The sequence below is a fragment of the Marinibaculum pumilum genome (assembly GCF_042646425.1).
Lineage (GTDB): Bacteria > Pseudomonadota > Alphaproteobacteria > Ferrovibrionales > Ferrovibrionaceae > Marinibaculum > Marinibaculum pumilum.
Map to the genome: position 1 here is coordinate 1 of NZ_JBHRTR010000028.1, position 24573 is coordinate 24573.

General features: G+C 64.3%; 18 protein-coding genes and 2 pseudogenes. 13 read left to right on the forward strand and 7 right to left on the reverse strand.

What is annotated here, in order from left to right:
- The first annotated feature begins 22 nt into the window (after positions 1-22).
- The 4 genes from ACFOGJ_RS12740 to ACFOGJ_RS12755 all read left to right on the forward strand — a co-directional run bounded on the left by ACFOGJ_RS12740 (position 23) and on the right by ACFOGJ_RS12755 (position 5345).
- A complete protein-coding gene (locus ACFOGJ_RS12740; RefSeq protein ID WP_379902529.1) occupies positions 23-472 on the forward strand; it encodes a helix-turn-helix domain-containing protein in 450 nt (149 codons plus the stop codon).
- Between the two features lie 205 nt (positions 473-677).
- Complete coding sequence (locus ACFOGJ_RS12745; protein ID WP_379900910.1) at positions 678-1085, forward strand: response regulator; 408 nt, start codon at positions 678-680, stop codon at positions 1083-1085.
- Positions 1086-1429: 344 nt separating this feature from the next.
- Positions 1430-5002: a PAS domain-containing protein gene (locus ACFOGJ_RS12750; RefSeq protein WP_379900912.1), complete on the forward strand. Its 3573-nt coding sequence runs from the start codon at positions 1430-1432 to the stop codon at positions 5000-5002.
- Between the two features lie 136 nt (positions 5003-5138).
- Entirely contained in the window at positions 5139-5345 is a 207-nt protein-coding gene (locus ACFOGJ_RS12755; RefSeq protein WP_379900914.1) for a recombinase family protein, read from the forward strand.
- Positions 5346-5365: 20 nt separating this feature from the next.
- Here the strand turns inward: ACFOGJ_RS12755 and ACFOGJ_RS12760 are convergent.
- The 4 genes and pseudogenes from ACFOGJ_RS12760 to tnpA all read right to left on the reverse strand — a co-directional run.
- Positions 5366-5569: pseudogene (locus ACFOGJ_RS12760) on the reverse strand (transposase domain-containing protein); the annotation flags it as partial.
- Positions 5569-5736, reverse strand: a pseudogene (locus tag ACFOGJ_RS30330) (IS66 family transposase); the annotation flags it as partial. The pseudogenes ACFOGJ_RS12760 and ACFOGJ_RS30330, both read right to left, overlap by 1 nt.
- A 129-nt stretch (positions 5737-5865) precedes the next feature.
- Positions 5866-6213 carry an IS66 family insertion sequence element accessory protein TnpB gene (tnpB, locus tag ACFOGJ_RS12770; protein WP_379900916.1) on the reverse strand — a complete coding sequence of 116 codons (348 nt, stop codon included), beginning with the start codon at positions 6211-6213 and terminating at the stop codon, positions 5866-5868.
- Positions 6210-6581 carry an IS66-like element accessory protein TnpA gene (gene tnpA, locus ACFOGJ_RS12775; protein WP_379900918.1) on the reverse strand — a complete coding sequence of 124 codons (372 nt, stop codon included), beginning with the start codon at positions 6579-6581 and terminating at the stop codon, positions 6210-6212. The genes tnpB and tnpA overlap by 4 nt, the downstream gene beginning before the upstream one ends.
- 188 nt (positions 6582-6769) lie before the next feature.
- On the opposite strand from tnpA, the gene ACFOGJ_RS12780 reads away from it, so the two are divergent.
- Positions 6770-7000 carry a YeeE/YedE thiosulfate transporter family protein gene (locus ACFOGJ_RS12780; protein WP_379900920.1) on the forward strand — a complete coding sequence of 77 codons (231 nt, stop codon included), beginning with the start codon at positions 6770-6772 and terminating at the stop codon, positions 6998-7000.
- A gap of 226 nt (positions 7001-7226) precedes the next feature.
- Here ACFOGJ_RS12780 and ACFOGJ_RS12785 read toward each other — a convergent pair whose 3' ends face one another.
- The 3 genes from ACFOGJ_RS12785 to ACFOGJ_RS12795 form a co-directional block, all read right to left on the reverse strand.
- Positions 7227-8510: a hypothetical protein gene (locus tag ACFOGJ_RS12785; protein WP_379900922.1), complete on the reverse strand. Its 1284-nt coding sequence runs from the start codon at positions 8508-8510 to the stop codon at positions 7227-7229.
- Positions 8511-8543: 33 nt separating this feature from the next.
- Positions 8544-8939: a response regulator transcription factor gene (locus ACFOGJ_RS12790; RefSeq protein ID WP_379900924.1), complete on the reverse strand. Its 396-nt coding sequence runs from the start codon at positions 8937-8939 to the stop codon at positions 8544-8546.
- A gap of 102 nt (positions 8940-9041) precedes the next feature.
- Positions 9042-12164 carry an ATP-binding protein gene (locus tag ACFOGJ_RS12795; RefSeq protein ID WP_379900926.1) on the reverse strand — a complete coding sequence of 1041 codons (3123 nt, stop codon included), beginning with the start codon at positions 12162-12164 and terminating at the stop codon, positions 9042-9044.
- A 258-nt stretch (positions 12165-12422) separates the two neighbouring features.
- Between ACFOGJ_RS12795 and ACFOGJ_RS12800 the strand changes: the two genes are divergently transcribed.
- The 8 genes from ACFOGJ_RS12800 (at position 12423) to ACFOGJ_RS12835 (ending at position 24405) form a co-directional block, all read left to right on the forward strand.
- Positions 12423-12884: a chemotaxis protein CheW gene (locus tag ACFOGJ_RS12800; protein ID WP_379900928.1), complete on the forward strand. Its 462-nt coding sequence runs from the start codon at positions 12423-12425 to the stop codon at positions 12882-12884.
- Positions 12885-13024: 140 nt separating this feature from the next.
- Positions 13025-14167, forward strand: a complete 1143-nt coding sequence (locus ACFOGJ_RS12805; RefSeq protein ID WP_379900930.1) for a CheR family methyltransferase — start codon at positions 13025-13027, stop codon at positions 14165-14167.
- Positions 14160-14777 carry a chemotaxis protein CheW gene (locus tag ACFOGJ_RS12810; RefSeq protein WP_379900932.1) on the forward strand — a complete coding sequence of 206 codons (618 nt, stop codon included), beginning with the start codon at positions 14160-14162 and terminating at the stop codon, positions 14775-14777. Before ACFOGJ_RS12805 ends, ACFOGJ_RS12810 begins: the two co-directional genes overlap by 8 nt.
- Positions 14774-16879: a methyl-accepting chemotaxis protein gene (locus ACFOGJ_RS12815; protein WP_379900934.1), complete on the forward strand. Its 2106-nt coding sequence runs from the start codon at positions 14774-14776 to the stop codon at positions 16877-16879. The genes ACFOGJ_RS12810 and ACFOGJ_RS12815 overlap by 4 nt, the downstream gene beginning before the upstream one ends.
- Positions 16880-16883: 4 nt before the next feature.
- A complete protein-coding gene (locus ACFOGJ_RS12820) occupies positions 16884-19046 on the forward strand; it encodes a hybrid sensor histidine kinase/response regulator (protein WP_379900936.1) in 2163 nt (720 codons plus the stop codon).
- Positions 19043-20128 carry a chemotaxis-specific protein-glutamate methyltransferase CheB gene (gene cheB, locus ACFOGJ_RS12825; protein WP_379900938.1) on the forward strand — a complete coding sequence of 362 codons (1086 nt, stop codon included), beginning with the start codon at positions 19043-19045 and terminating at the stop codon, positions 20126-20128. The genes ACFOGJ_RS12820 and cheB overlap by 4 nt, the downstream gene beginning before the upstream one ends.
- The gene (locus ACFOGJ_RS12830) at positions 20109-23294 is read left to right on the forward strand and encodes a response regulator (protein ID WP_379900940.1); all 3186 of its coding nucleotides are present in this window, start codon (positions 20109-20111) and stop codon (positions 23292-23294) included. Before cheB ends, ACFOGJ_RS12830 begins: the two co-directional genes overlap by 20 nt.
- Entirely contained in the window at positions 23251-24405 is a 1155-nt protein-coding gene (locus ACFOGJ_RS12835) for an EAL domain-containing response regulator (RefSeq protein WP_379900942.1), read from the forward strand. Before ACFOGJ_RS12830 ends, ACFOGJ_RS12835 begins: the two co-directional genes overlap by 44 nt.
- Positions 24406-24573: the final 168 nt, after the last annotated feature.

A 24573-nucleotide genomic window follows, 5' to 3' on the forward strand; every position in this document is an offset into this window, starting at 1 on the left:
GCCTCCTCATCCAGCAGATAGGGTGAATCACAGTTCGCCCCTCAGGGGAATCCCCTATCGATTCTGCCTTCAATGGGAACGCTCTAGTCTTCCACATCTTTGCGGCCTTGGCCGAGCTCGAGCGGGCCATCATCCGCGAACGGACAAGTGCGAGCTCGGCCTCGGCCTGGGTCCGCAGCAGGCTCGGCGGCCGGCGTCCTGTCTTGCCTTGTCCACAGAGGACCTGGTCCAAGCCAAAGCTCTGCTGCGCGAAGAGCGCATCACCGTGGAGCAGGTGGCGGAGCCCTTCGGCTTGGCCCCCTCTACGCTCTACCGCCATCAAGAAGATGGCCGCGGTGCCGTGAAGGATAATATACGGATCGGCCGTCGGCCGCCAAGAGAAGGACACCCCCTAGATAGACTGCAAGAAGCTGGAAGGTGCCTCAGATCAGGTGGTGTTCAGCCTCTGGGGCCTTTGCCTGGCGAACGCTGAAACGCCGCGACAATGGTGCAATGGCCTGACCGCTCTGACTAACTTCAGAGCCCGGTCCTGGCCGGGGCCAGCTGATCCGCGGCGGGGCAGGATGGACAACCAGTTGAAAGCTCACATATTGGAATATGCTAAGGCTTCAGCATAGCCTAACACAAAGTCGACGGGACGGGTTGGCCCTCAAACACTTGTAAAGGAAAGTCCTACGATGGCTGTGGTCCTGATCGTGGACGACGATGCGCTGGTCGCCGAGACAATCGGCATGTATTTGGAAAGCGCTGGCCATGAAGCCGTGCTCGCCCGCCATGGCGGGGAGGCGTTGGAGAGATTGAAGAAGTATCCGATTGACGTCGCCTTGACGGACATCCTGATGCCCGAAGTCGAGGGGTTTGAATTCCTGTTATCTGCCCGCCGTCAGGGACACGAAGTCCCGATCATCGCCATGACGGGCGGGAGCAAACGACATGCATCGGCTGGGGGCGAATACGACTATCTCAAAATGGCACGTCAGCTGGGAGCGACGCGCAGTATCAAGAAGCCGTTCACGCAGCGTCAGCTCCTGGATGAGGTGGAGGCCTGCCTGAATGAACAAATGAATAAAGAAGAAAATATATGATAAATGCGCCTCTTTGTGGTGCATGCTATTATTCTTTTTTGGATATGCAGCCGACCTTATCTTAAGCATTGACCACTCCGTCATTTCCCAATTTTAGCGAGGCAGGGTATTGTTTGGGGTTAAGGCCGACAGTCTGTTTGCCAAATTCTGGCAAGTGAGCAGATGTCGAAAGATCGGCACGGCCATTGTGTGGCTTGGTGGTGCTATAGACCTTAGTGCGGGAGTTGAAGGCGTGGAAGACGCATGGTCTCTGGATTTCCGGCGCACCCTCCGGTGCGACGAAGCGCAAGGCTTTTATTGCAACACCAATGGACAAGTTTGCCATCATTTTCTGAGAGCTGTCCATGGTTGAACACGACGTGAGGAAAATAGAAAATCTGGAGTACAAAAGGCTGTTTAAGGCAGCACCCACCAAATTAATGCTTTTGAAGCCGGGCAGCTACGAAATTGTCGCTGTCACAGCCGCCTATTTACAATCCACGATGAGAAGTGAGAGCGACCTCGTCGGAAAGAGACTGTTCGAGGTTTTCCCCGATGTCTCTGCCGATACCGGTGCCGACGGGGTCGAAAATTTGACCCGATCCCTTCGACGGGTCGAACTGACCAAAATGCCGGACAGTATGGGCGTGCAACGACATCCGATACGCCGGCCCAACGGTGAATTCGAAGAGCGTTTCTGGAGTCCGGTGAACAGTCCGATCCTGGACGATGACGGAAATATCGAACTCATCGCACATCGGGTGGAAGACGTCACATCCATCGTCCGCGAAGGGCATGCATCGACAATCCATGGTGGGTCGGAGTCCCGCCTCGACCCGATCGCTCTTTCGGACATCATTCTCCAATCCCAGGAGCTCCGGCAAGCTTTAGTGAAACTGCAAGAGCACGAGTCCCGGATGCGGACTGCGGAGCGTCTGTTAAAGCTGGGGGCTTGGGAATACGACCTGAAGACGGAGAAACTGAACTGGTCGAGGCAAGTGTTCGATATTTACGGTGTGCCGGCCGATCGCCCGGCGCCAGACTTCAAGGAATATTTCGCGCTGGTCCACCCAGATGATCGTAAGGACTCACTCGCCGTCTACCAGGCTTTCATTGAGCAAGGGGCGACACAAATCGAGTTCGAGCATCGGGTGATCGGTTACGACGGAAGGGTGAACCATGTCAGGGGGGTGGGCGAGCGCCACCTGTCGTCCGACGGCGAAATCGTCGTCGGCTACGTTCAGGACATTACACCGCTCGTCGGAACGCGGGAAAGACTCAGCCAGGCAGAGAAACTCTTGCGTCTGGCCGGGGAGAAAGTCCGGCTGGGCGGCTGGCATGTCGACCTCGATACTGAAACCATCACCTGGACCCCGGAGACAGCCAACATTCACGGCCTTCCCGGCGATTATTCTCCACCTGATGTTTCCGAGGCGATCGGGTTCTACTCTCCTGAGTACCGGGAAGTCATCAGAAGTGCTTTCGAGCGATGTGCCAGAGATGGTGAAGAGTTCGATGTCGTCTGTCGACTCATGGCGGCGGACGGCCGGCAGCCATGGGTCCGCTCAATCGGCGTTCCGGTGCTCGACCGAGACGGCAAAATCACGGCCGTTCAGGGCGCATTCCAGGACATAACAATCCTGCAGGAAGCGCAGATGCGTGCCGATCGAGCGGAGCGACAACGCCTTAATGTTCTGGAGAGCATCAGCGATGCATTCTTCGCGTTGGACGGAGCATGGCATTTTACTTACTTGAACGATCAGGCGCGCATTTTACTGGAACGATCCTCGGAGGAACTTCTGGGGAAAAGTGTCTGGCTGGAATTTCCGGAGGCGATTGGCAGTGAATTCGAGCGCCAGTATCGGCTGGCAGTTGAGAGCAATAAAACCGTCAAGTTTGTGGAATTTTATCCTCCGCTTCAAAAATGGTTCGATGTCAGCGCCTATCCGATCCCAGGTGGCCTGGCGGTCTATTTTCGCGACGTTACCGGTGACCAGGCGCGACAAGAACAACTGCGCCTCGTCGAAGCCGCCCTGGCGCGGCAAAACGACATCGTGATGATTACAGATGCCGATGCGCTGGATGCACCCGACGGTCCGCGAATCGTCTACGTGAACGATGCATTCGAGCGCCTGACGGGCTATGCCAGAAAGGACGTGATCGGCCAGACGCCTCGCTTGCTGCAAGGTCCCGGAACCAATCGGCTGACTCTGCATGAGATCCGGGAAGCCCTGCAAAACAGGAAACCCATTCGTTGCGAAGTGCTCAACTACGATAAATCGGGAAAAACCTACTGGCTGGAACTCGACATCACGCCGCTATTTAGCGATGGGGGGCGCTGTACGCATTTTGTGGCAGTCGAGCGGGATGTCACCGAGCGCAAGCAACAAGAGGATGAGCTGCGGCTGTTCCGGGAACGTATTGAGTTAATTTCAAGGGCAGCCAATGACGTCATCTGGGATTGGAACTTGACCACGGACGAAGTCTGGTGGAGTGAGGCGATAGCCGACGGCTTTGGTTATCCGGCCTCTGTATTGGAGCCGGGGTCCGATTCATGGACCCGTCGCATTCACCAAGACGATTTTGAGCGCGTTACCCAGTCTATTTACGATGCCATTGATGCTGACGAGGACAATTGGAGCAGCGAGTACCGGTTTATCAAGAGCGATGGGCAGGCAGCCACTGTAATAGATCGTGGCTTCATTATCCGTGACGCAAGCGGTAAAGCAGTTCGGATGGTGGGAAGCATGCTTGATATTACCGAGCGCTACGATATGGAACGGCAGCTTCGGGAAGCCCAGAAGATGGAGGCCGTCGGTCATCTGACAGGCGGGATCGCTCACGATTTCAACAACTTGTTGACCGTCATAATGGGCAACGCGCAAATGCTGGCAAGTTTGACGACCGACCCGAAGCAGCAGCGAATGGCGGAACTGACAGTGTCCGCTGCGGAGCGCGGCGCGCAGTTGACCGATCGGCTGCTGGCATTTGCCCGTCGTCGACCTCTCGACCCGAAACCAACGAACATAAACCTATTGATCGAAGAGATGCAGGGACTCATCCGGCGTACCTTGCCGGAGAATATCGATCTTGAAATTGTGCCTGCCCATGATCTCGGCATTGCCGAAGTCGATGCCGGCGAACTCGACGCCGCCTTGCTGAACCTGGTGGTCAACGCGCGGGACGCGATGCAAGACGGTGGTAAGATGCAAGACGGTGGTAGATTGACGATTGAAACCGCCAATGTCGTGCTGGACCAGCACTATGCCGACCGACACTTGGACGTCTTGGCCGGTGAGTATGTGATGGTCAGTGTTTCCGACACAGGCACGGGCATGGACCCTGAAACGGTCAGGCGTGCCTTCGAGCCGTTCTTTACCACCAAGGGCGTCGGTAAGGGGAGCGGCCTCGGGTTGAGCATGGTGTTTGGATTCACCAAGCAATCGCGCGGACATATCAAGATATATTCCGAGCCCGGTAATGGTACGTCGATCAAACTGTATTTTCCGCGGATACAATCTGGGCACGTGGCGAGTTTCCAACCGGTGGCCGGGTCCATTTTGCAAGGCGGAACAGAGCATATTCTGATCGCCGAGGACGACGATCTGGTGCTTGAATCTCTCAAGGATCAGTTGCTGTCGCTGGGCTATCGGGTTACCGCGGTCATGTCCGGCCCCGAGGCGTTGAAAGCGCTGCAAGTTCGCGATGATATCGACCTGTTGCTGAGCGACATTGTCATGCCCGGCGGTATGAACGGGCGCCAACTCGCCGACCGGGCACGATCACTCCGCCCCTCGCTGAAGGTCATATTTACCTCCGGCTACACCGAAAACGCCATCGTTCATCACGGGCGGCTAGACCATGGCGTTGTATTGCTGAGCAAACCCTATACACGTTTGGAACTTGCGGCCAAGCTGCGTCTAGTGTTGGATAGTTGAAGGGTCGGCTCCTAAGTGTGATGAGGTGGTGTTTTCTTGGCAACACCACTTTCATCGGGGTGTATAGCAGAGGGTCTTCGCTTGAGTGCCGCGACCGTAGGGTGGTCTGACTGCTGCTGGTCGGGCTCTGGGCTATATGCGCGGCGGCGACACCTTCGTTGTCTGGCACCTTGATCGTCTCGCCCGCTCCATCAAGCCACTGCTCAAGACAGTGGAGGAGCTGGGGGTGGGAGATCGGATTCCGGTCGTTCACCGAAGCGATCGACACCACCACCTCCGGCGGCCGCCTGGTCTTCCACATCTTTGCGGCCTTGGCCGGGTTCGGGCGGGCCATCATTCGTAAGCGTCCGGTGATGGCCGCGTTTATCGACCTTGCGCCCAGTTCCGGGGCAGCAGTTCGGCGAGGCGCTTTGCCGGGTGGGTGTTGATGCGGCCGATCACGTCGGCGAGGCAGGCCTGCGGCTCGATGTCGTTGAGCCGGGCGGTGCCGATCAGCGAGTAGATGGCCGCGGCGCGCTCCTCGCCGGTGTCGGAGCCGGCGAACAGGTAGTTCTTCCGGCCCAGGGCTCCAGCTTCTCCGAAGAGCGGCCGAACGCCATCCGGCGCAGCTTTGCCAGCTGCACCTTCAGCTTCTCCAGTTCCAGGGTCTTGGCCACCAGGCCGGTGCGGGCCTGCTGCAGTTGCCCCGTCAGCTCGGCGACGGCGCTCGCGGCAGCCTCACGCTCCGCCAGCAGAAGTCGGCGCAGGGCTCTCGACTTCATCGGGAAGGGCGGTGTCCGGCGACATGCCGGATTCTACCATCCGCACCCGCGCGATGCCGCTGTCACAGGGGCAGTAGCGGCAGGTGAGTCAATCGGTCGCGCTCAGCCGGCCAGTTCCGGCCGCCAGGTGCGCCGGGGCATCCGCCAGTCGATCCCTTCCAGCAGCATCGCCAGCTGCGCCGGCGTCACCGCCACCCTGCCGTCCGCCGGCGAGGGCCAGACGAAGCGGCCGCGCTCCAGCCGCTTGGCGAACAGGCAGAGGCCCTGGCCGTCCCACCACAGCAGCTTGATCAGATCCCCACGCCGACCGCGGAAGACGAAGACATGGCCGCTGAATGGATCGCGATGCAGCACCTCCTGCACCTGCCAGGCAAGGCCGTCGAAGCCCCGGCGCATGTCGGTGCGGCCGGCACAGAGCCAGTCCCGGGTTCCCGGAGGTGGCGTAATCACCGCCGCCCCAGGGCCCAGAGCACCCGTGACAGGGCATCCGCATCGACGGTCCGGTCGACCCGGATCCGGACGCCGTCGGGCAGCGCAATCTCCATCCCGCTCGGGCTGGTGCAGGCTGCCGGCCGGGCGGTGTCGGTGCCGCGCGCCACTTCCACAGGCAGGAAGCCAACCGGCTCCGTGTTCCGGACCACGCCCAGTTCCTGCCGCCAGCGATACAGCAGTCCGCGATCCAGATCGTGCCGGCGGGCAACCTCGGTCACCGTCACGCCGGGCTCCAGCGTCTCGACGACAAGCCGCTCCTTGTCCGCACGAGACCAGCGCCGCCGGCGAACAACACCGCTCAGGATCTCCAGACGCTCGACAGTCACGTGGCTATCCCCGTCGCTAACAACGTGGCTTACACCACCGCGACAGGACAGCCGGTCACGCTGCTCCGAGCAAGGCGGTCGTCACCGGACGCTTACTCAACAACAGCTTCGTCTTCGTCGTCGCGATGGTGAACGGCGGCGCCCTCCCGGCCTGGCTGCGCGGCGGCATCGGGTCCGCGGAGAAGCGGGTGCATCCGCTCTGGCAGGCGAATTTGGGCGACAGCCGGGGCTTGCGCTACCTCGCCGCCTTCGCCGGCGGCTTCATCGTGCTGTACGGCGCACGCCTCGCCGGCGGCTGCACCTCCCGGCGCATGATGTCCGGCATGATGCAGACTGCCCTGTCCGGCTTCATCTTCGCCGTCGGCGCCTTCGCCGCCGGCATTCCCACCGCAATGCTGCTCTACCGCAGGGAGGCCTGAGCCATGGAGATCATCCTCGCCCTCGTCATCGGCGCCGTGCTGGACCGCATCGGCGCGTCCAACCCCGCTGTGATCGGCCGCATGCTGGCCCTCCTGAAGGACCCGACGGACGAACTTCGCTCGACTGTGCGCCATCAGGGGCACATTCTTGTGGACGTTCATTCGGTCGCTTTCCGGATAGCAAAGGATTTCAGCACCCTCAGCTTCCCCGGACGGGACCGAACACCTAGGCGAAGAGATCTGGCAAATCGTACCGCAGCATGTAGCTCGGCTTGGCAACAGGCGACATAATCGCATCGCTCTGAATATAGTCGCAACCGGCAACAATCGCGGCCATGGTCGCACTGCGAGCGGTTAGGCCCAGGACACAGGCACGCAGGCTGGCGGTCGCGGCAGCCGCGGCAAAGGCATCGAGCAGTTTGACAAGCTGGCGCTCGTCGCGTCGGAGCGGCGCGGCGTCGAGCGCCACGGCATCGAAACCGGCCTCTTTGTACTGGTTCAGGCTGTGCGGCCTTAGTCTGGCAAGCGATGCCTCGGCCATGTTCAGGCGCAACACCACCATGCGTGCATGAGGTCGCAGTTCAGAAACGAGCTGATGGGCTCTGCTGGGCGGTGTCCCTGGTGGCAGCCCGCACAATTCCAGGATCAGGAACCGCTGGTGGTTTTCGGGCAGATGTCGGAACTGTCGAAGGTAGGCCTGTCGGCGAGTCTTTGAGTCCAGGGTATAGTAATGAACGCGACAGGCAATCAGGACCTTGTGTTTCGCAATTGCAATCTCTTTTAATTCTTGCGCTGTTCGCGATAGCATCTGCGCATCGAGGTGGCCGATTCGGGGATCGTCTCTCTGCGACAGCAGCCAGTCGACGTCAATCGGTTGGTTTTCCCGGTCTGCGATGCTGACGATGTCGCACAGATAGGTTGTTAGCGCGCGGTGTGGCACGTCCCACAGCGGGGCGAACTGCCATTCCAGCCGCTCTGGTTGAAGTTGTTGCGTTCCGCTGCCGGCCCAACTGAAATGGCGGTCGTAGTTCTCATCTGCCCCGGGCTCGGCGACTGCCCCGGGCGGTATGGGGGGGAGAGCGTTCCCGCCATGCGCTTGGCCGAAGTCGAGCAGTTCGGGATCGCGATCGAGGACATCCTTCGAAACCTCGATGGCACTGGCATGCGCGCCCACCAGGTCGGCGAAGTCTGGATCGTCCGCTGCCTCACCGAACAACTGCGTCAGGATCTGACGCATCAACGACATCATGCGCAGCTGCGCGCGCTCGCCGTCGAGCTCCGCGAAGACCAGGATATAGCCGCATCCGCCGACCTCGAGATGCACGTCCTTCGGCCCGAGAGCCCGCTTGATGGCTGCCTCGGCCACCCGGTGGACAGTCGCGGAAAACCGCGGCCAGTCGTCGCCCAGCCGATCCTTGATCTTCTCGACACTCAGGATCTGGAGCCGTCCGAGCCTTACCAGGTCCCGGGTTTCCAGCAACGACTTCAGTGTTTCGTGAAGCTCGTTCATAGGGCGGCCCAGCGCGCAGGTCCCAGGCCTGTGCTAGCCGTCCGCCGCGGCGGGACGCCGGCCATCCCGCAGGCAGCGCTCGACGGTCGCGATCAGTTCGCCGAACCGCACCGGTTTGCGCAGGATCGCATCCGCCCCCAGCTTCAAGGCCATGTCGAGGAACTCGAGATTGCGGGATCGACCGCCCCCCGACAGCGCCACGATCGGTGTTTCCTTGTCTCCGCGACGCAGCTCGACGATGAAGCCGATGCCTTCCTTGTGCGGCATGATGATGTCGGTGACGATCAGATCTGGCCGGACAGCCTGATACTGCCGCATGCCCAGATCGCCATCGAGTGCGGTTTCCACCTCGTGCCCCGATTTCTGCAGGGCAGCGGTGATGGATTGAAGGACGAGTTTGTCGTCGTCTATGACCAGGATCTTCGCCACAGTCCCTCCCGCTCGCCAGCCTGCGGTATTCTAGACTCGATACCCTGTGGTCGTCTGCCTTGACTCGCGTGGCCGCCTCAAATCGGCCACGGCGCGCCGCCGCTATGCACTGCCCGCAGGTGCATTGTCGGCAAGCGGAAACCACAATGTGACGGTGGTGCCCATCCCTGGGCGACTTTCGATCTCAGCCGTCCCTCCGCACTGGTTCATGAAGCCGATGACCATGGACAGGCCCAGTCCCGAGCCTTCGCCGACATCCTTTGTCGTGAAGAAGGGCTCGAAGGCACGGGCAGCCACCTCCGCCGGCATGCCCTTGCCATCGTCGGCGACCGCGATCGTCGCGTATTCGCCCGGGGCCAGGTCGGCCACCTGATCGGTTGTGCAGGACCGGGTTCCGACCGTGATGGTGGCAGTGCCGCCATCCGGCATCGCATCTCCGGCGTTCAGGACCAGGTTGGTCAGCGCAAGGTCAAGTTGTGCCACGTCGACAAGCACGGGAATGGGCGTATCGGCCAGCCTTGCCTCCAGTCTGCGATCGGCTTTCAGGACCTTTTCAAGCATGTCTCTCGCCGAGCGCACGGCGCCGTTCAGATCGACCACTTCCGCCTCCTGGGTCTGGTGGCGGGCAAAGGTCAGCAGGTGCTGCGTCAGTTCGGCGCCGCGCAGGGCGGCCTGCAGCGCCGCGTCGAAGAGTCGCCCGGAATCACCCTCATGGCTCTGGTCCATCGCCAGCAGGTCCAGGTTCATGATCACGATCTGCAGCAGGTTGTTGAACTCGTGAGCCATGCCCCCGGTGAGTTTTCCGATGGCTTCGACCCGTTGGATGGCCTGCAGGCGCTGCTGCAGCTTGCGGCTGGGGCCGATATCCCGGAGAGAGACCAGGACGGCACGCTGCTGTCCGAAGGGCATCTGCGAGGCGATGGCCTCGACGGACAGCGGTTCGCCCGAGACCGTCCTGGCCTCGATCTCTGTCCTGTAGACGCCGCGATCGGGCAGTGCCGCGACTTCGGCCAGCAGGCGCTCCGTTTCGCCGCGGCCGAGGAGGTCGCCGAGCGCCTGCCCAGCGATCCGGTCGGGGCCGCAGTGGAACATGGTTTCTGCCGCGCCGTTCGCCATCTCAACCGTGCCGCACGGCCGAACCACCAGAAGCGCATCCCGCACAGCCTGGAACAGACCGCCGAACTGCTCGCCGCGGCGGGCTGCCTCATCCTGCAGCGCGACATACTCGGTGATGTCGCGCTGGATCGCCATCGCACCGACGACACCGCTGCCTTCCATATGGATCGGCCGACCGACGACCCTGAGAGTGCGCGTCGTTCGGCCGGGCTGTGCGATGACGGCCGTTTCATTCTCGACGGTCTGCCCTTGCAGTGCCCGGGCGATCGCCGTCCGCTCCGCCGGCAGCGGGGTCACGCCATCCGCCTGGTAGATGTGATAGATTTCCGGCATGCGGGCGATCGGGATGTGCTCCAGCGGCCCCAGTATCTCCATGTTCATCTTGTTGCCGAAGGTCAGCATGCCGTCCGCGTCGCAGGCCACCACGCCGACATCCAGGGTGTCGAGCAAGGTGCGCAGGAACAGGCGCTCGCGATCGTAGGCGCGCTGCAGGTCGCGCTGCCTGGTGACGTCCTGCACGGCACCGATGAACTGGCGCGGCCCATTTCTTGGGGCCATGGCGCGGGCGCGCAGGATTACGTCGCGCCGCGTGGCGCCGGGATACGGCTCCAGTTGATGTTCGATCAGCAGTTCGTCGCCCCGGCCGCGGAAGAACTGACGCAGCTCGTCCGCAGTGTGGGCGCGATGCTCCGGTGCGACCATCGCCAAGTAGTCCGACATGGTCCGCGGTCGCGGCAGGTCGGGTGGCAGGCCAAGGGCCTCCCGGAAATCCGGCCCGACCCTCAGCTCGCTCCGGCCTTCGGTCCATTGCCAGTCCGCCACGCCGGCAAGTTGCTGCGCCAGCCCGAGGTTCGCCTGCTGCCTGTGCAGGATGTCCAGCGCGCGCGCCACCGTTTCAGCAATCTGCGGCAGATCGAGGGTGCGGTGTCGGCCCGTGGCGATGGCGGCCTGCACCGGTCCGGATCCGGCCGGCAACGCGTCGAGCAGTCGCTCGGTCGCGCGGGAGATTGCCGTGAGCTGGCGCACGAACAGCAGATACTGGCCGGCCAGGAGAATCACGGCGGCCGCGGCGACGATGGCGAAGGTCCATGACAGCGCCGTCCAGATGTCGCCGAAAATGCGCCGCAGCACTTCATGTTCCGGATAACTGACGATGATGCGCAGGTCGGGAATCTCGTTGTCGACTGCCGCGAAGGCACCGATCCGGGTATTGCCGTCCAGCCCTGTGACAACGAAATTGCCCGCCTCCGCACCCGAGGCCGATGCCCAGAGTTCGCTGTCGGAGATGTCCTTGCCGATCCATGCCGATGTCCCCTGCGGATGCCGGGCGGCGAATATCTTTCCACTGCCATCGACCGCGAACAGACCGGTCCCGGGCGGCAGAGGCAGGCGGTCGAGCTTGTCTTGAAGGACCGAAACCCGCTTGCCAATCGCCAGGATGCCGGTCGGACCGGCCTGGGAGATCGGTATGGGCAGGACGGCCGGCAGGATGGGCTCACCGCTGAGCCTGCCGACCCGAAGCTCGCCCAGGACTAAGCGCTTCTCTCGCCTGGCCTGCTGGAACAGGGTCATCGTTTGGAGATCGTCGAAACTGATCTGGCCGAAACTCGAACAGATCGGTCGCAGCAACCCGTCGGTGACCACGATGCCGGTGAGCGAGGCCTGGAACAGTCGCTGGGTCATCAAGCCGTCGAGAATGCGACTGCATTCCGGCTCTCGGCCCTCGCGTATCTCCGGCGCGGCGACGAGGACCTGCAGCAGGGTCTCGCTCTCGGTCACCATTTCACGGACTTCCGTCTGTACCACGGCAACGAGCGAGCGTGTTTCGCTCGCCAGGCCCTGTTTCATGGTCTCGTAAATCACGGCGAAGCTGCCGCCGATCAACGCCATCATGGCGAGGATCGTCACCGCGACGAGCAGCAGCAGCCGTCGACGAAGACCGGTGGCGCCCCGGATCCGCGCCGGGGTGGAAGTCTTAGCCAAGCTCATGATCGCGAAGGTTGCCGCTGTGTCGGCCGTGCCGCCGGGCGCGCCTGGCAGGTGCCGCACCGGCCGGGTGAGCACCGGCCGCGAATATAGAATGAGCCATGCACTACATATGATCCCCAACCACTGCGATCATTGCACGGACATTCTATACACTCAGGATGGATGATTTCCAGAAAGTGTCTCGTCGCATAGGTTAATTGAAACTTCCCTACTATGAGAGTCGGGAATTTCCGCGTCGCATCCTTAACTGTCTGTTAACAAATTTGGTGTTGCATACAATATTTGATTTTTCCGCATATTGCTTAACCAGTTCGCGGAACAGACACCCGCTCCGACGGCGGCGTTCTCGGCCTGTCGCAAGCACCTGGAAAAGGTCTCATGGCAGCTGCGCGCCCCATACTCCCGCTCAGGATCGGCGATCTGAAGCTGGCGCTGCCGCTCGACCTCGTCGAGCGGGTACTTCCGATGGTCGAGCTGGATCCCCTGCCAGGCGCGCCGCGCCATGTCGTCGGTACGGCAAGCGTCCATGGGCGGATCGTCCCGGTTGTCGACCTTTGCCAGTCGTTGGGTCTGCATGGACGCGACCGGTCGGCCTCCGACAGGCTTGTCCTGGTGCGCGCCGGCGCCCGCCCCGTGGCGCTGTCCGTCGAGGATGTCGAGCCGGTCCTTTATGTAGCAGAGGACGCGCTTGCAGCGTCCGATGAGATGCCCGGCGGGCTGCCGCAGTTCGACGGAATGGCCTGGACAGGGACCGGCAGGGTGCTGATCTACGATCTGGCCGCCTGCCTCACCGCGGCGGACGAGCTCCGGCTTTCGGCCGCTCTGGAGGCGCGGTCATGAAAGCCATTGGCGTCCCGAATTGGTTTCGGCTTCTTGTCGCGGACCGGCTTGGCCTCGATCTCGAAGCTGTCGGCACGCTTCGCCTCGCTTCGGCCTTCGCCGCCGCCGCGGACGCCGTCGTCGGGGACCCGGCCGAGCGGTTGCGCAGCGCACCGCTGGGGGAGGAATGCTGGCAGGCCGCGATCGCGCAGCTGACCGTGCGGGAGACCTCGTTCTTCCGCCATCGCGACTGGCTGCGCGCGCTGCGCGACCGGGTCCTGCTGCCGGCCATGCGCGAGAAGGCGCGTCTCGACAACGGCAGCATCGCCGTCTGGAGCGCAGGCTGCGCCTCCGGGGAAGAGGCCTATACCCTCGCTATCCTGATCGGCGACCTGGCGGAGTCGCTGCCGGTGCCGGGCGGCTGGCGGTTCGACTTTTTCGGCTCGGACATCTGTGCCGCCGCGGTCGCCCAGGCGCGGGCCGCGCGTTATCGCGAATGGAGCCTGCGGGAAATGCCCCCGGAGGTGCGCAGACGGCATCTGGTCCCGGACGCCGACGGACGATCGTGGGAGCTACGGGGGCCGGTTCGCGACAGGGTGGCATTCGTTCGGCACAACCTGGTTGACATCGATGCCGGGACCTGGCCGGCTGCGCCCGGGCAGTTCGACCTCGTGGTCTGCCGCAACGTGCTGATGTACCTGCACCTTCGGGCGCGCACACGGGTCGCGACCGGCCTGGCCGCAGCCGTCGCCCCCGGGGGCTGGCTGGTCACCAGCCCGGCGGAAGCCACACCAGCCCTGTTCCCGGCGCTGGCGCGGCACAGCTTCGATGCCCTGCTGGCGTTCCAGGCGCCGACCGGACCGGACCGGGCCGGACAACGCTACCGCCAGCATGGCGCTCCGACAGACATCTCCGATGACCCTGGAACGCCGCGGGGGGCTGCCGCGATCCCGTTGGTCGCAGCGTTGGCCGCGAAGCGGGTCCAGACCGCCGCCCCGCCGGTCGACGCGCTTCTCGAGGCGGCGTCGGATCGGGAACTGGCGGGCGATCATTGCACCGCCGTGGAACTGCTGCGGCAGGCCCTTTCGGCACAACCGGAGGCGCCGGAAGTGCATTTCCGGCTGGGCAGCCTGTTGCACCGGCTGGGTCGCGGCGCGCAGGCACGCCGTCACGACCGGCTGGCCCTGCTCGGTTTGACCGAGCTGCGGGACGATTGCCTCCTGCGCGCCGGCCTGGAGGTCCCTGTCGGTCGGCTTCGGCTGGCCCTGCAGCAGCGACTGGCAAGGGCATTGAGCGATGGCTAACGGCTCCGACCGCGCCGGTTTCGACTGGGAGGCGGCCCATTCCCGGGTCGACCGGCTGGGCAGCCAGCTCGTCGAACGGCCCGATGACAGTCCGATCCTGCGACGGCGTGCCGCCAGTCTCGCGGCGCCGATCGAGGACGGCGCGGCACGCCCCGGATTGGGGGCGCATCTGGTCTATGCCCGTGGCGGCGTCCGCTACGGCATTCCGGGCGGCCAATGCTCGGAGGCGATGCGACTGAAGACCCTGTTGGAGCTGCCAGGCGCCCCCGCCTTCCTGTCCGGCGTGATGCTGCATCGCGGCGAAATGGTGGCGGTGGTGGATGTCGGCTGGTTCCTGGGACTGGGCCACACGCCGCACGCGCCCCGTTTCGGCGTCGTCGCACAGGTGCCGGGTTTCCATTTCGCGCTGGCAGCCGACGTGGTCGAAGGGGTCCGGCAGCTCCATCGGGGCGATGCGGAGGCCGCCCATCGGGCGGCTTTCGTGCAGTGCATCAGTGAGGATCTCGTCTCGGTCCTGGACCTGGAAATGCTCAAGGCAGACGCCGCTTTCCAGGTCGACCAGGAGACCGTGCGGCCGGCGGCCGGCAAGCAAGGAGGTGGTGCGGGATGAACAAGCCAAGCCTGAAGGCCCTGCTGATCGGCGGGGCCGTGGTCGTCACCCTCGCCCCGGCGCTCATCATCGGCGTCGGGTCGGCGCTCTCGGTTCGGGACCTCCTGGTCGAGAGGGCGTTGCTGCGCTACCAGTCCGACGCCGAACAGCTTGCCGAACAGTACAACGGCTTCGTCGAGGATCAGACGCGTGTGGTCTCCACAGCAGCGCGCCATCTGAGCGACTTCGACCTCAACGATGTCGCCGCGGTCGCCACGGTGCTTCGCCGGCAGCGCGCGGACTATCCGGCCCTGGACAGCGGCATGGTGGTCACCGATCCGCAAGGGCAGACCATCGTCCTGGTAGACGGCGAAGACCGCGTCAACGCCGGCACCCTGCCCGATTTCAGCGATCGTGACTGGTTCAAGTCGGCAGTCGCGGAGCGCAGGCCGGTGCTCGACGGAAAGGTGATCCTGTCCCGGGTCACGGGAGAGCCCATCATCGTCGCGGCAGCCCCCATCCTGTCGCCGGCCGGGCTCATCCGGGGGGTAGTGTCCGCCGGAATCACACTGACCGCGTTGCGGCGTTTCGCCGGGCAGGTGACGCTCGAGGAGACCGGGAACATCCAGGCGGCCACCGCCACCGGCCAAGCCCTGGTCTATCCGGATGAACAACTGGTGGCCGACCAGTACAATTTCTCGTCCAGCGAGATCTGGAAGGCCATGCAGGGCCGCATGACCGGCGCCATTGACGCCTACATATCGATCACGGGCGAGGAGCGGCTGGCCGGATTCGCGACTGTCGATCTGACAGGGTGGAAGATATGGGTCGGGCTGTCGCGGAGCCAGCTCGACGACGCAATCGACAAGCCCTTCACCATCGTCGGGCTATGGGGTGCACTGGGCGCGATCGGGGGCTTGGTGCTGGCCGTGATCGCCACATTGATGCTCGCGCGCCCGATCCAGAAGCTGCGGGAAGTCGCCCTGGCCGTCGCTTCCGGCGACCTGAAGCGCAAGGCCGATCCGGAGGGTCCGCGCGAGATCGCGGACCTTGCCGGCGCGGTCAACCGGATGTCCGAGTCCCTGCAGGAGCGACTGGACTCGGAATTTGCGCAACGACAGCGCCTATCGGACACCGTCGCGGAGTTCGCCCAGCTAGCCCGGCGTGTCGCCGGCGGCGACCTCCATGTCCGGGTGAATGCCGCAGGCGTGGCGGAACTGGATACGCTGGGCGAGGCGCTGAACGAGATGACCGAGGCGCTCGGGCGGATGGTTGCCGAGATCGGCGAGGCCGCGTCGAACCTGTCCTCCGCCACTGCCGAGATCCTGGCCGCGACAAGCCAGCAGGTGGCGGCGGCCTCCGAGGAGGCGACGGCGGTCCGTCAGACGGTCACCACTGTCGCCGAGGTCAAGCAGACGGGCTCGCTGGCAATGGAAAAGGCGCGCGCGGTTGCGGAAGCGGCGAAGCGGGCAACCGAGGTCGCGCGCTCCGGCCGCCAGGCCGTCGAGGCCAGCATGAAAGGAACCCAGGAGTCGAAGGACCGCATGGAGGCCCTGGCTCAGAAGATCCTTGGCTTCATCGAGCAGGCCGAGGCCATTGCAGAGATCAACGCGACCGTCAACGACCTTGCAGAGCAGTCGAATCTGCTCGCGGTGAATGCCAGTATCGAGGCCGCAAAGGCCGGGGAGGCCGGCCGGGGCTTCACCGTCGTGGCGAACGAGATCAAGACGCTGGCCGATCAGTCGAAGGATGCGACAGCGCAGGTGCGGCGCATCCTCAGCGAAATCCAGCGTGCATCGCAGACAGCGATGCTGGCAGCCGAACAGGGGGTCCGTGCAGCGGACGAGGGCGTCGATGTCACGCACAGGTCCGGCGAGGCGATCGCCCAGCTGGCCGGCAGCGTGGACGAGGCCGCCCTGGCGGCGCAGCAGATCCTGGCCACCAGCCAGGAACAGCAGGCCGGCATGGACCAGATCAGCCAGGCCATGCACAACATCGAGGAATCGTCGAGCCAGACGGTCAGCGGCACCAGGCAGGTTGAGGCCTCGGCCCAGGACCTCGACACTCTGTCGCGGCGGATGACCGACCTGGTTGCCTTCGCCCGGACACGTCCAGGCGGCTGAGCAGATGGACGACCGGAAGAAAAGGCTTCGCGAGAGGCTCCTGGCAACTTTCAGGCTCGAGGCCGGCGAGCATCTGCAGACCTGGCGCAGGCTTCTTGCCGGACCGGAGCACGGGCCGGAAGCGGCGGAGCATCTGTTCCGGACCGTCCATACGCTGAAGGGGGCCTCGCGCTCCGTCGGCCTGGCGGACATCGAGCAACTCTGCCAGCAGGTCGAGGGCCGGCTTTCCGCCTTGCGCGGGACCGGCGACGGGCTGGATGCGGATCTGCTGACCGCCCTGGAGGATGCCGCGGCCCGGGTCTCGGACCTCTTGGCCCAGGCCCTCGAAGCCGGGCCGGGCAATGCTGAGCCGAAGCCGCAGGAGGCGGCCGGGCCCGCAGCGAACGGGAAGCCAGTACCGGCACCTGCCGAGCGGGAGGCACCGGAAGAGAAGAGCCGAAGCGAGCGGGGGGCGGCCGATCCACAGGGCGATCAACGCATAGTCCGCGTGCTTGCCGACGAACTGGATGGCCTGCTGCATGCGACGGAAGAGTTCTTGCCCCTTGTGGCCGGCGGGGCGGAGCGGGTCGCCCAGATCCGCACCCATGCCCAGGCCCTGTCGGCCTGCCGGCGGCTGGTCGCGCATGCGGCGCTCGGCTCCACGGAGATCGGCGCCCGGCTGGACGAGCAGCTTGCCGAATTGGAGCGACAGGCAGGAAAGATGCGCCGGGACGCCATCTCGCAGTCCCGGGCCCTCGCCCAGGCCTATGCGCAGGTGGCCGAGCAGGGACACCGTATCCGGGTCGTGCCGGCATGGACCGTCATCGAGCAGATCCCGCGTGCCGCCGAGGAACTTGCCCGATCGCTGGGCAAGACCGTCTCGGTCCGCGCCGCCGGCCTCGATATCGAGATGGACCGGCGCATCCTCGAGGCACTGAAGGACCCGCTCCTGCATGCCGTGCGCAACGCGGTGGATCATGGGATCGAGACCGATGAGCGACGCCTGGAAGCGGGCAAGGGACTGCCGGCGAAGGTGACGATCGCGTTCCGGCGGACGGATGACGGGCGAATCGAAGCCCGGGTCGAGGACGACGGGGCCGGGATCGATCCCGAGGCCGTCCGCAAGGCTGCCGCGCGCGCGCGGCTGGCCTCCGCCGAGCGTCTGGAACTGCTCGACCCGGACCAGGCCCTGCAGCTCGTGTTCCGGTCCGGCCTCTCCACCAGCCCTGTCGTGTCGCAGATTTCGGGGCACGGCCTCGGGCTGGCGATCCTGCGGGACCGGGTTGAGGATTTGAAGGGTGACGTCCATCTGGAATCCGAGTTCGGTCGCGGCACGCGCCTGACCATCGCCGTGCCTGCCTCGATCGCGATCTTCCGTGTTTTGCAGGTCCAGGTGCAGGGCAGGAGCTTCGGATTGCCGGCGGAAGGCGTGGCCGGTGCGTTCAGGACCGGCGTCGAGGGCCTGCGTCAGACCGGCGACGGTTTGAGCGTGCAATGGGGCGAGGGATCGCTGCCGGTGGTGCCGCTGGCGGAAGTCCTTGGACTGCAGGGGGACGGCAAGGACAGCGACCATCCCGTCCGGCAGATCGTCGCGATTACGGCCGCGGACCGGCGCCTGGGGCTGCTGGTCGACGCGGTGGAAGGCGAAACGGAGGTGCTGTTCAAGCCGCTGCGCCCGCCATTGCGGCGGCTGCGGCATATCTCCGGCGCCGGCATGCGCGGTGCAGGCGACCTGCTACCGGTCCTGCGCCCAAGCGACCTGGTTCGGTCCTGGCTAGCGGGGGATCTTTCCCGCTCCGGCTTGCCCGGCCCTGTGGCCCCGCGTCGGCTGGCCGCGCTCGTCGTCGACGATTCCGCGACCACCAGGGTCATGGAGCAGCACTTGCTGGAAGCGGCCGGCTACGATGTGCATCTGGCGGCAGACGGTGTGGAGGCCCTTGAAGTGCTCCGCTCCCGCAAGATCGATTTCGTGATTTCCGATATCGACATGCCGCGGCTCGACGGATTCGAACTGACCCGGCGGATCCGGGCCGAGCCGCAACTCGCCGACCTGCCCGTCATCCTGGTCACCGCGCTGGAGGGTCGCGCCGACCGCGAAGCCGGGATGCAGGCCGGCGCGAACGCCTATGTCACGAAGTCCGATTTCGACCAGACAAGGCTGCTGGACATCGTGGGACGCCTGGTATGAGCGAAGTCGGGGACAAGCCGATCCGCGTGGTCATCGTCGAGGATTCGCCGGTGGCGCGCGAGTTCCTCATCGCCATCCTCGAGGACGAGCCGAAGTTCGAGGTCGCGGGAACGGGCGTGAACGGCAGCGAAGCGGTACCCCTGGTACAGCTTCACCGACCCGACCTGGTCCTGATGGACGCCAACATGCCGGTCATGAACGGCTTCGCCGCGACCAGGCAGATCATGGAAACCTGCCCGACCCGCATCATCATCGTGACCGCCAGCTATGAGCCGGCCGACGTCTCCACCTCCATGCAGGCACTGGATGCGGGCGCCCTCACGGTGGTCGAGAAGCCGTTCGGCTTCGGGCATCCCCGGCATGAGGACAGCGTGGCGGCCCTGCTGTCGGTTGCTGTCGCTCTGAGCGAAGTCCACGTGGTCCGCCGCTGGAGCCGCGCGGCGCGGCCCCTGGCCGAAAGACCGGCGGTCGTGCGCAGCCAGGGCAAGGTCCGCGCGGTCGCCATCGCCGGCTCTACCGGCGCCCCGCGGATCGTCGGGTCGCTGCTGCGCGGATTGCCGGCGCGGATCGGCTGTCCTGTTTTGATCGTGCAGCATATCAGCCCGGGTTTTGTCGAAGGCTTTGCCGGCTGGCTCGACGGCCTCTGTGCGATGCCTGTCCAGGTCGCGAAGGATGGTGTGGCCGCAGCACCGGATCATGTCTACGTCGCCCCCGACGACAGCCACCTGCGGATCGACGGTGGGAATGTCCTGCGCCTGTCCGGCGGCCCGCCCCGCGGCGGCTTCCGGCCTTCGGCGGACGAGCTGTTCGAGAGCATGGCGACAGCCTATGGCAGCGCCGCCCTCGGCATCGTGCTGACCGGCATGGGGCGCGACGGCGCCGAGGGCCTTTCTGCGATGTCCGCCCGGGGCGCAACGACGATGGCGCAGGATCCGGACTCGTGCGTCGTCGGCGGCATGCCCTCCGCGGCGATCGCTGTCGGCGCGGCCGGTGCCGTGCTGGCACCGGAGCAGCTTCTCGAAGCGCTTCGGGAACGACTTCAACTGAAGGAGATTATCGGGCGTGGGCCAAAGCGTAATTGATACATCGCCCGGCTGTCGGCTGATCCTTGTTGCCGAGGACAGTCCGACCCAGCAGCAGCATCTGGTCATGCTGCTGGAAGAGGCGGGGTTCCAGGTCCTTGCCGCAAACGACGGCCGGCAGGCCGTCGAGCTTGCGCGGGAGCGCAGCCCGCAGCTGGTCATCAGCGATGTGGTGATGCCCGGACTGGACGGTTACGAACTGTGCCGCGCCTTGAAGCGGGATCCCGCGACCACGTCCATCCCGATCATCCTGGTGACGGAACTGTCGCGGCCCGAAGACGTATTCAAGGGCCTGAACTGCGGCGCGGACAACTTCATCACGAAGCCGTACGACGAGCGCTATCTGCTGGCGCGGATCACCTACATCTTCACCAACCGGCTTCTTCGCGAACGCGGCCATCTGCAGGTCGGCGTGGAAATCGAACTGCAGGGCGAACGGCATTTCATCACCGCCGACAGGCAGCAGATCCTCGACCTGCTGATTTCCACCTATGGCGAAGCAGTGCACCTCAACGGCGAGCTGCGGGACCGGCAGGCTGTCCTCGAGGCCACCGTCAATTCCCTGAATGCCATCACGCATGTGACCGAGGCGCTGAACCGGTGCACGAGCGACCGCGAGGTTCTCGGGGCGGCGCTGGAACGGGCGATGTCCCTGGCATCCAGTCCGATCGGCTGGTGCTATATCCGCATGCCCGACGAGGAGCGCCCGCGCCTCGAGGTTGCCGAGATCCGCGGCGCGGATGCCGCATTGGCGGAACGCATAGAGCAGGGCGAGATCTGCGACGGCCGGATCTGGCTGTCAGACGAACCGCCCGATCACGCGGTGGTGGCGCTAAACTGCCGGCCGGATGAAGGGCGTCCCCACGAGTCCCATATTGCGGTGCCGATCCAGGCGGATCATTCGCTGCTAGGGCTTCTGGCATTGGACTGGCCGCAGGACGACACCCCCGATGACGGGCTCTTGCGGCTGCTGACGGCGATCGGGCAGCAGGCCGGAATTGCGTTGGAAAGGGCCTATCTCCACCGCGACCTGGAACGGAAGGTGGCGAAGCGCACCGCCGCCCTTTCAGAGGAAATACGGCAACGGAAGCTCGCCGAGGCGGAGCTGGAGCGGCGGCGCCTGGAACAGGCGGAAGTTGCGGCCTTCGGCCAGGAGGCCCTGCGCCTTGCCGATCCGGCCCCGCTCTATCTGCGGGCCGCCGGAATCCTGGAACGTACACTCGGTGCGGACGGGGCCTGCGTCGTGCTCCGCAACGATGGCGGTACCTGGCACATTGAAGCCGCGACTGGGAGCGACGCCTCGCGGCTCGGCGCGGTCATGGCCAAGCCCGGCGACCTGGCCTATTGCGAGCATGTGCGCGCGCGGGGCGAAACGGTGCTGGTAGAGGACTGGCGCCGCGAAACCGTCGTGCCGATGCCGGAGAGCCTCGCCGTTGAAGGCACGGGGAGCGGCGCGGCTATCGCGATCCACGAGGACGCGCAGGTCGTCGGCATTCTCGTCGTGACAAGCCACCAGCCCGGCCGGATCGGCGCCGCCGAAGCCGGCTTCCTCGGCGCCATCGGTACGATCCTGAGCTCTGCGCGAACCCGCGCAGCGATGCTCGGCCGGCTGCGCGAAAGCGAGGCCGAATTCCGCGCGACGTTCGAGCAGGCGGCCGTCGGCATCGTCCATACCGACCTGACGGGTCGATGGATTCGTTGCAATCGACGGTTGCGGGAAATGCTCGACTATGGCGAAGATGAGCTTCACACCCTTGGATTCTCCGCCGTTTATCACCGCGACGAGTTGCAGAATATCCTGAGCGGCATCAGGCGACTCGCCTCCGGGGAACTGGACGTGCTGCGGCAGGAACGCCGCATGATCCGGAAGGACGGCAGCGAGATGTGGAGTCATGTGACAACAAGTATAAAGAGAGATGCGGAGGGGAATACAGAGTATTATATAAGCGTCGTAGAAGATATTTCCGAAAAAAAGAAATCCGAAGAGCAAATTACACATTTGCAGAAGTTGGAGGCGATTGGTCGTCTGACAGGCGGTATTGCGCATGATTTCAACAACCTGCTCATGATCATGCTGGGCAATCTCGAACTTCTGGAGGAGATGGTCACAACCGTGCCGGAGGCTTTGGACCCTCTGCAGGTCGCGCTGGGCGCCGCGGAACGCGGCAGCGAACTGACCAGGCAGCTTCTTATGATGTCCCGGCGCCAGCCGCTGGAGCCGCGCCGGGTCGAGGTGAACACCCTGGTGTCGGAGATGGCCCGACTGCTGGACCGTACGGTCGGGGCGGACGTGCAGATCGCGCTCGATCTGGCCAAAGACCTCTGGCCCTGCCATGTCGACCCGGGCCAGCTCGAGGCGGCGATCGCCAACCTCGTGGTCAATGCGCGCGATGCCATGCCCGACGGCGGCACGCTCACTATCACCACCGGCAATGCGCAGCACCAGGATGGCGTCGACCCGCTGCGGCCGGGGCTGCCCACAGGCGATTATGTGTCGGTCGCGGTAAGCGATACCGGCTGCGGCATACCGGCGGAGCAGTTGTCGCTGATCTTCGAGCCCTATTTCACCACCAAGGCCGCCGGCAAGGGAACGGGCCTGGGGTTGAGCACCGTGTTCGGTTTCGTGCGTCAGTCGGGCGGCGACGTCAGCGTCTATAGCGAGGTTGGCGTCGGCACGACATTTCGGCTTTTCCTGCCACGCGACCTTGGCAGTGAGACGGAAGCCGGCGGCGACGAGGAGCAGGCGGAGACCGTCGGCAGCCGGAGTGGCGAGCGCGTACTGCTGGTCGAGGACATGGTGGAGGTGCGCCGGGTTCTGGCGAGACAGCTGGAACAACTCGGCTATGAGTGTCGCCAGGCGGCCGATGCCAATGCCGCCCTGGCCCTGCTTGCGACGGAGAGTTTCGACGCCCTGGTAACGGATCATGCCCTGGGCAAGGGCATGTCGGGCGCGATGCTGGCCGGCAGATGCAGAGCCATGCATCCCGACATGGCCATCGTCCTGGTTTCCGGTCTGCCCGACCTGTCGATCTCTGGCGACAAGCCTGGCCTGCCGGTCGACCGGTTTCTCCTGAAGCCGGTGACCAGGCGCAAACTCGCACAAGCCCTGCGGGCGGTTCTGGATGGAGGAGCGCATGCCGGCCAATCGTCTGATTGTCCTGGATGACGAACCGGCGATCGGGTCGCTCGTAGCGAACGTCGCGGGGCGCATCGGCTATGCGGCCGAGGCAGTTGCCAGCTTCACGGATTTCAAGAACGCCCTGGCGCGCGACGATCCCACACATGTGGTGCTCGACCTGCAGATGCCGGATGCGGACGGGGTCGAGGTCCTGGCCTATCTGGCCGATCTGGGCAGCAGGGCCCGGTTGATCCTGATGAGTGGTGTCGATGCGCGGGTCCTGGAGGTCGCAGGCCAGGTCGCGCAGGACAACGGGCTGGACGTGATCGCAACCTGCGTCAAACCGGTCAGGGCGGCCGAGCTTCGCGACCTGCTCTCGACGCATGCGTATCCCGAGAAAGCTGAAATCGACAGCGATGCGCTGGCAATGGCGGTTGCCAGGGAAGAGATCCACCTGCACTTTCAGCCAAAACTCCGCCTAAGCGATCGGCGGATCGTCGGTTTCGAAGCACTGGCACGCTGGCGCCATGCGGCGCATGGCCAGGTTCCGCCGGACATCTTCATCCCCCTGGCAGAGCGTTCAGGACTGATCTCGGAGGTCACGCAACGGGTGTTCGGCCAGGCTGCCAGGACCGTCCGCAGCCTTGACGCCTTGGATCCTGCGCTCGGCGTCTCCGTCAACATATCGTCGATCGACTTGCAGGACGGGCACCTCGCCGATCGTCTTGCGGCAACCTGTAGAGATGAGGGCGTCAAGCCGGACCGTATCACCCTCGAGCTTACGGAGACCGCTGCGATGTCCGACCCTTCACGGGCTAAGGCCGGCCTGGTGCGGCTCCGACTGAAAGGGTTCAAGCTGTCGGTGGACGATTTCGGGATCGGCTATTCGTCGTTGGCATTGCTGCGCCAGATGCCGTTTTCGGAACTGAAGATCGACCGGAGTTTCGTCCGGGACTGTACCACCTCCAGGGACTCGTCGGCGATCGTGGGGGCGGTGACGGCGATGGCCCACGCGCTTGAACTGTCTGTAGTTGCGGAAGGGGTCGAGGACGCCGACATTCTTACCCATCTGGTAGAAGCTGGCGTCGATGAGGCTCAGGGCTATTGGATATCCCGACCTGTTGAGGTCGAGAACATTGCTGACTTGGTTTCTAAATAGGCTGCGACAGCGACTGCCGAGTGTATTCGCGGCTGACCTTGGCGCTCGATGAACTCAGGAAAGCGATTGATGCGCGGCGATATGGGTGATCGCTCAGAGCACGTACTGAGAGATCACCCCTGTGATATTGAACTTGCAGAAATATGGGCTATGCCTTTTCCACAAGAT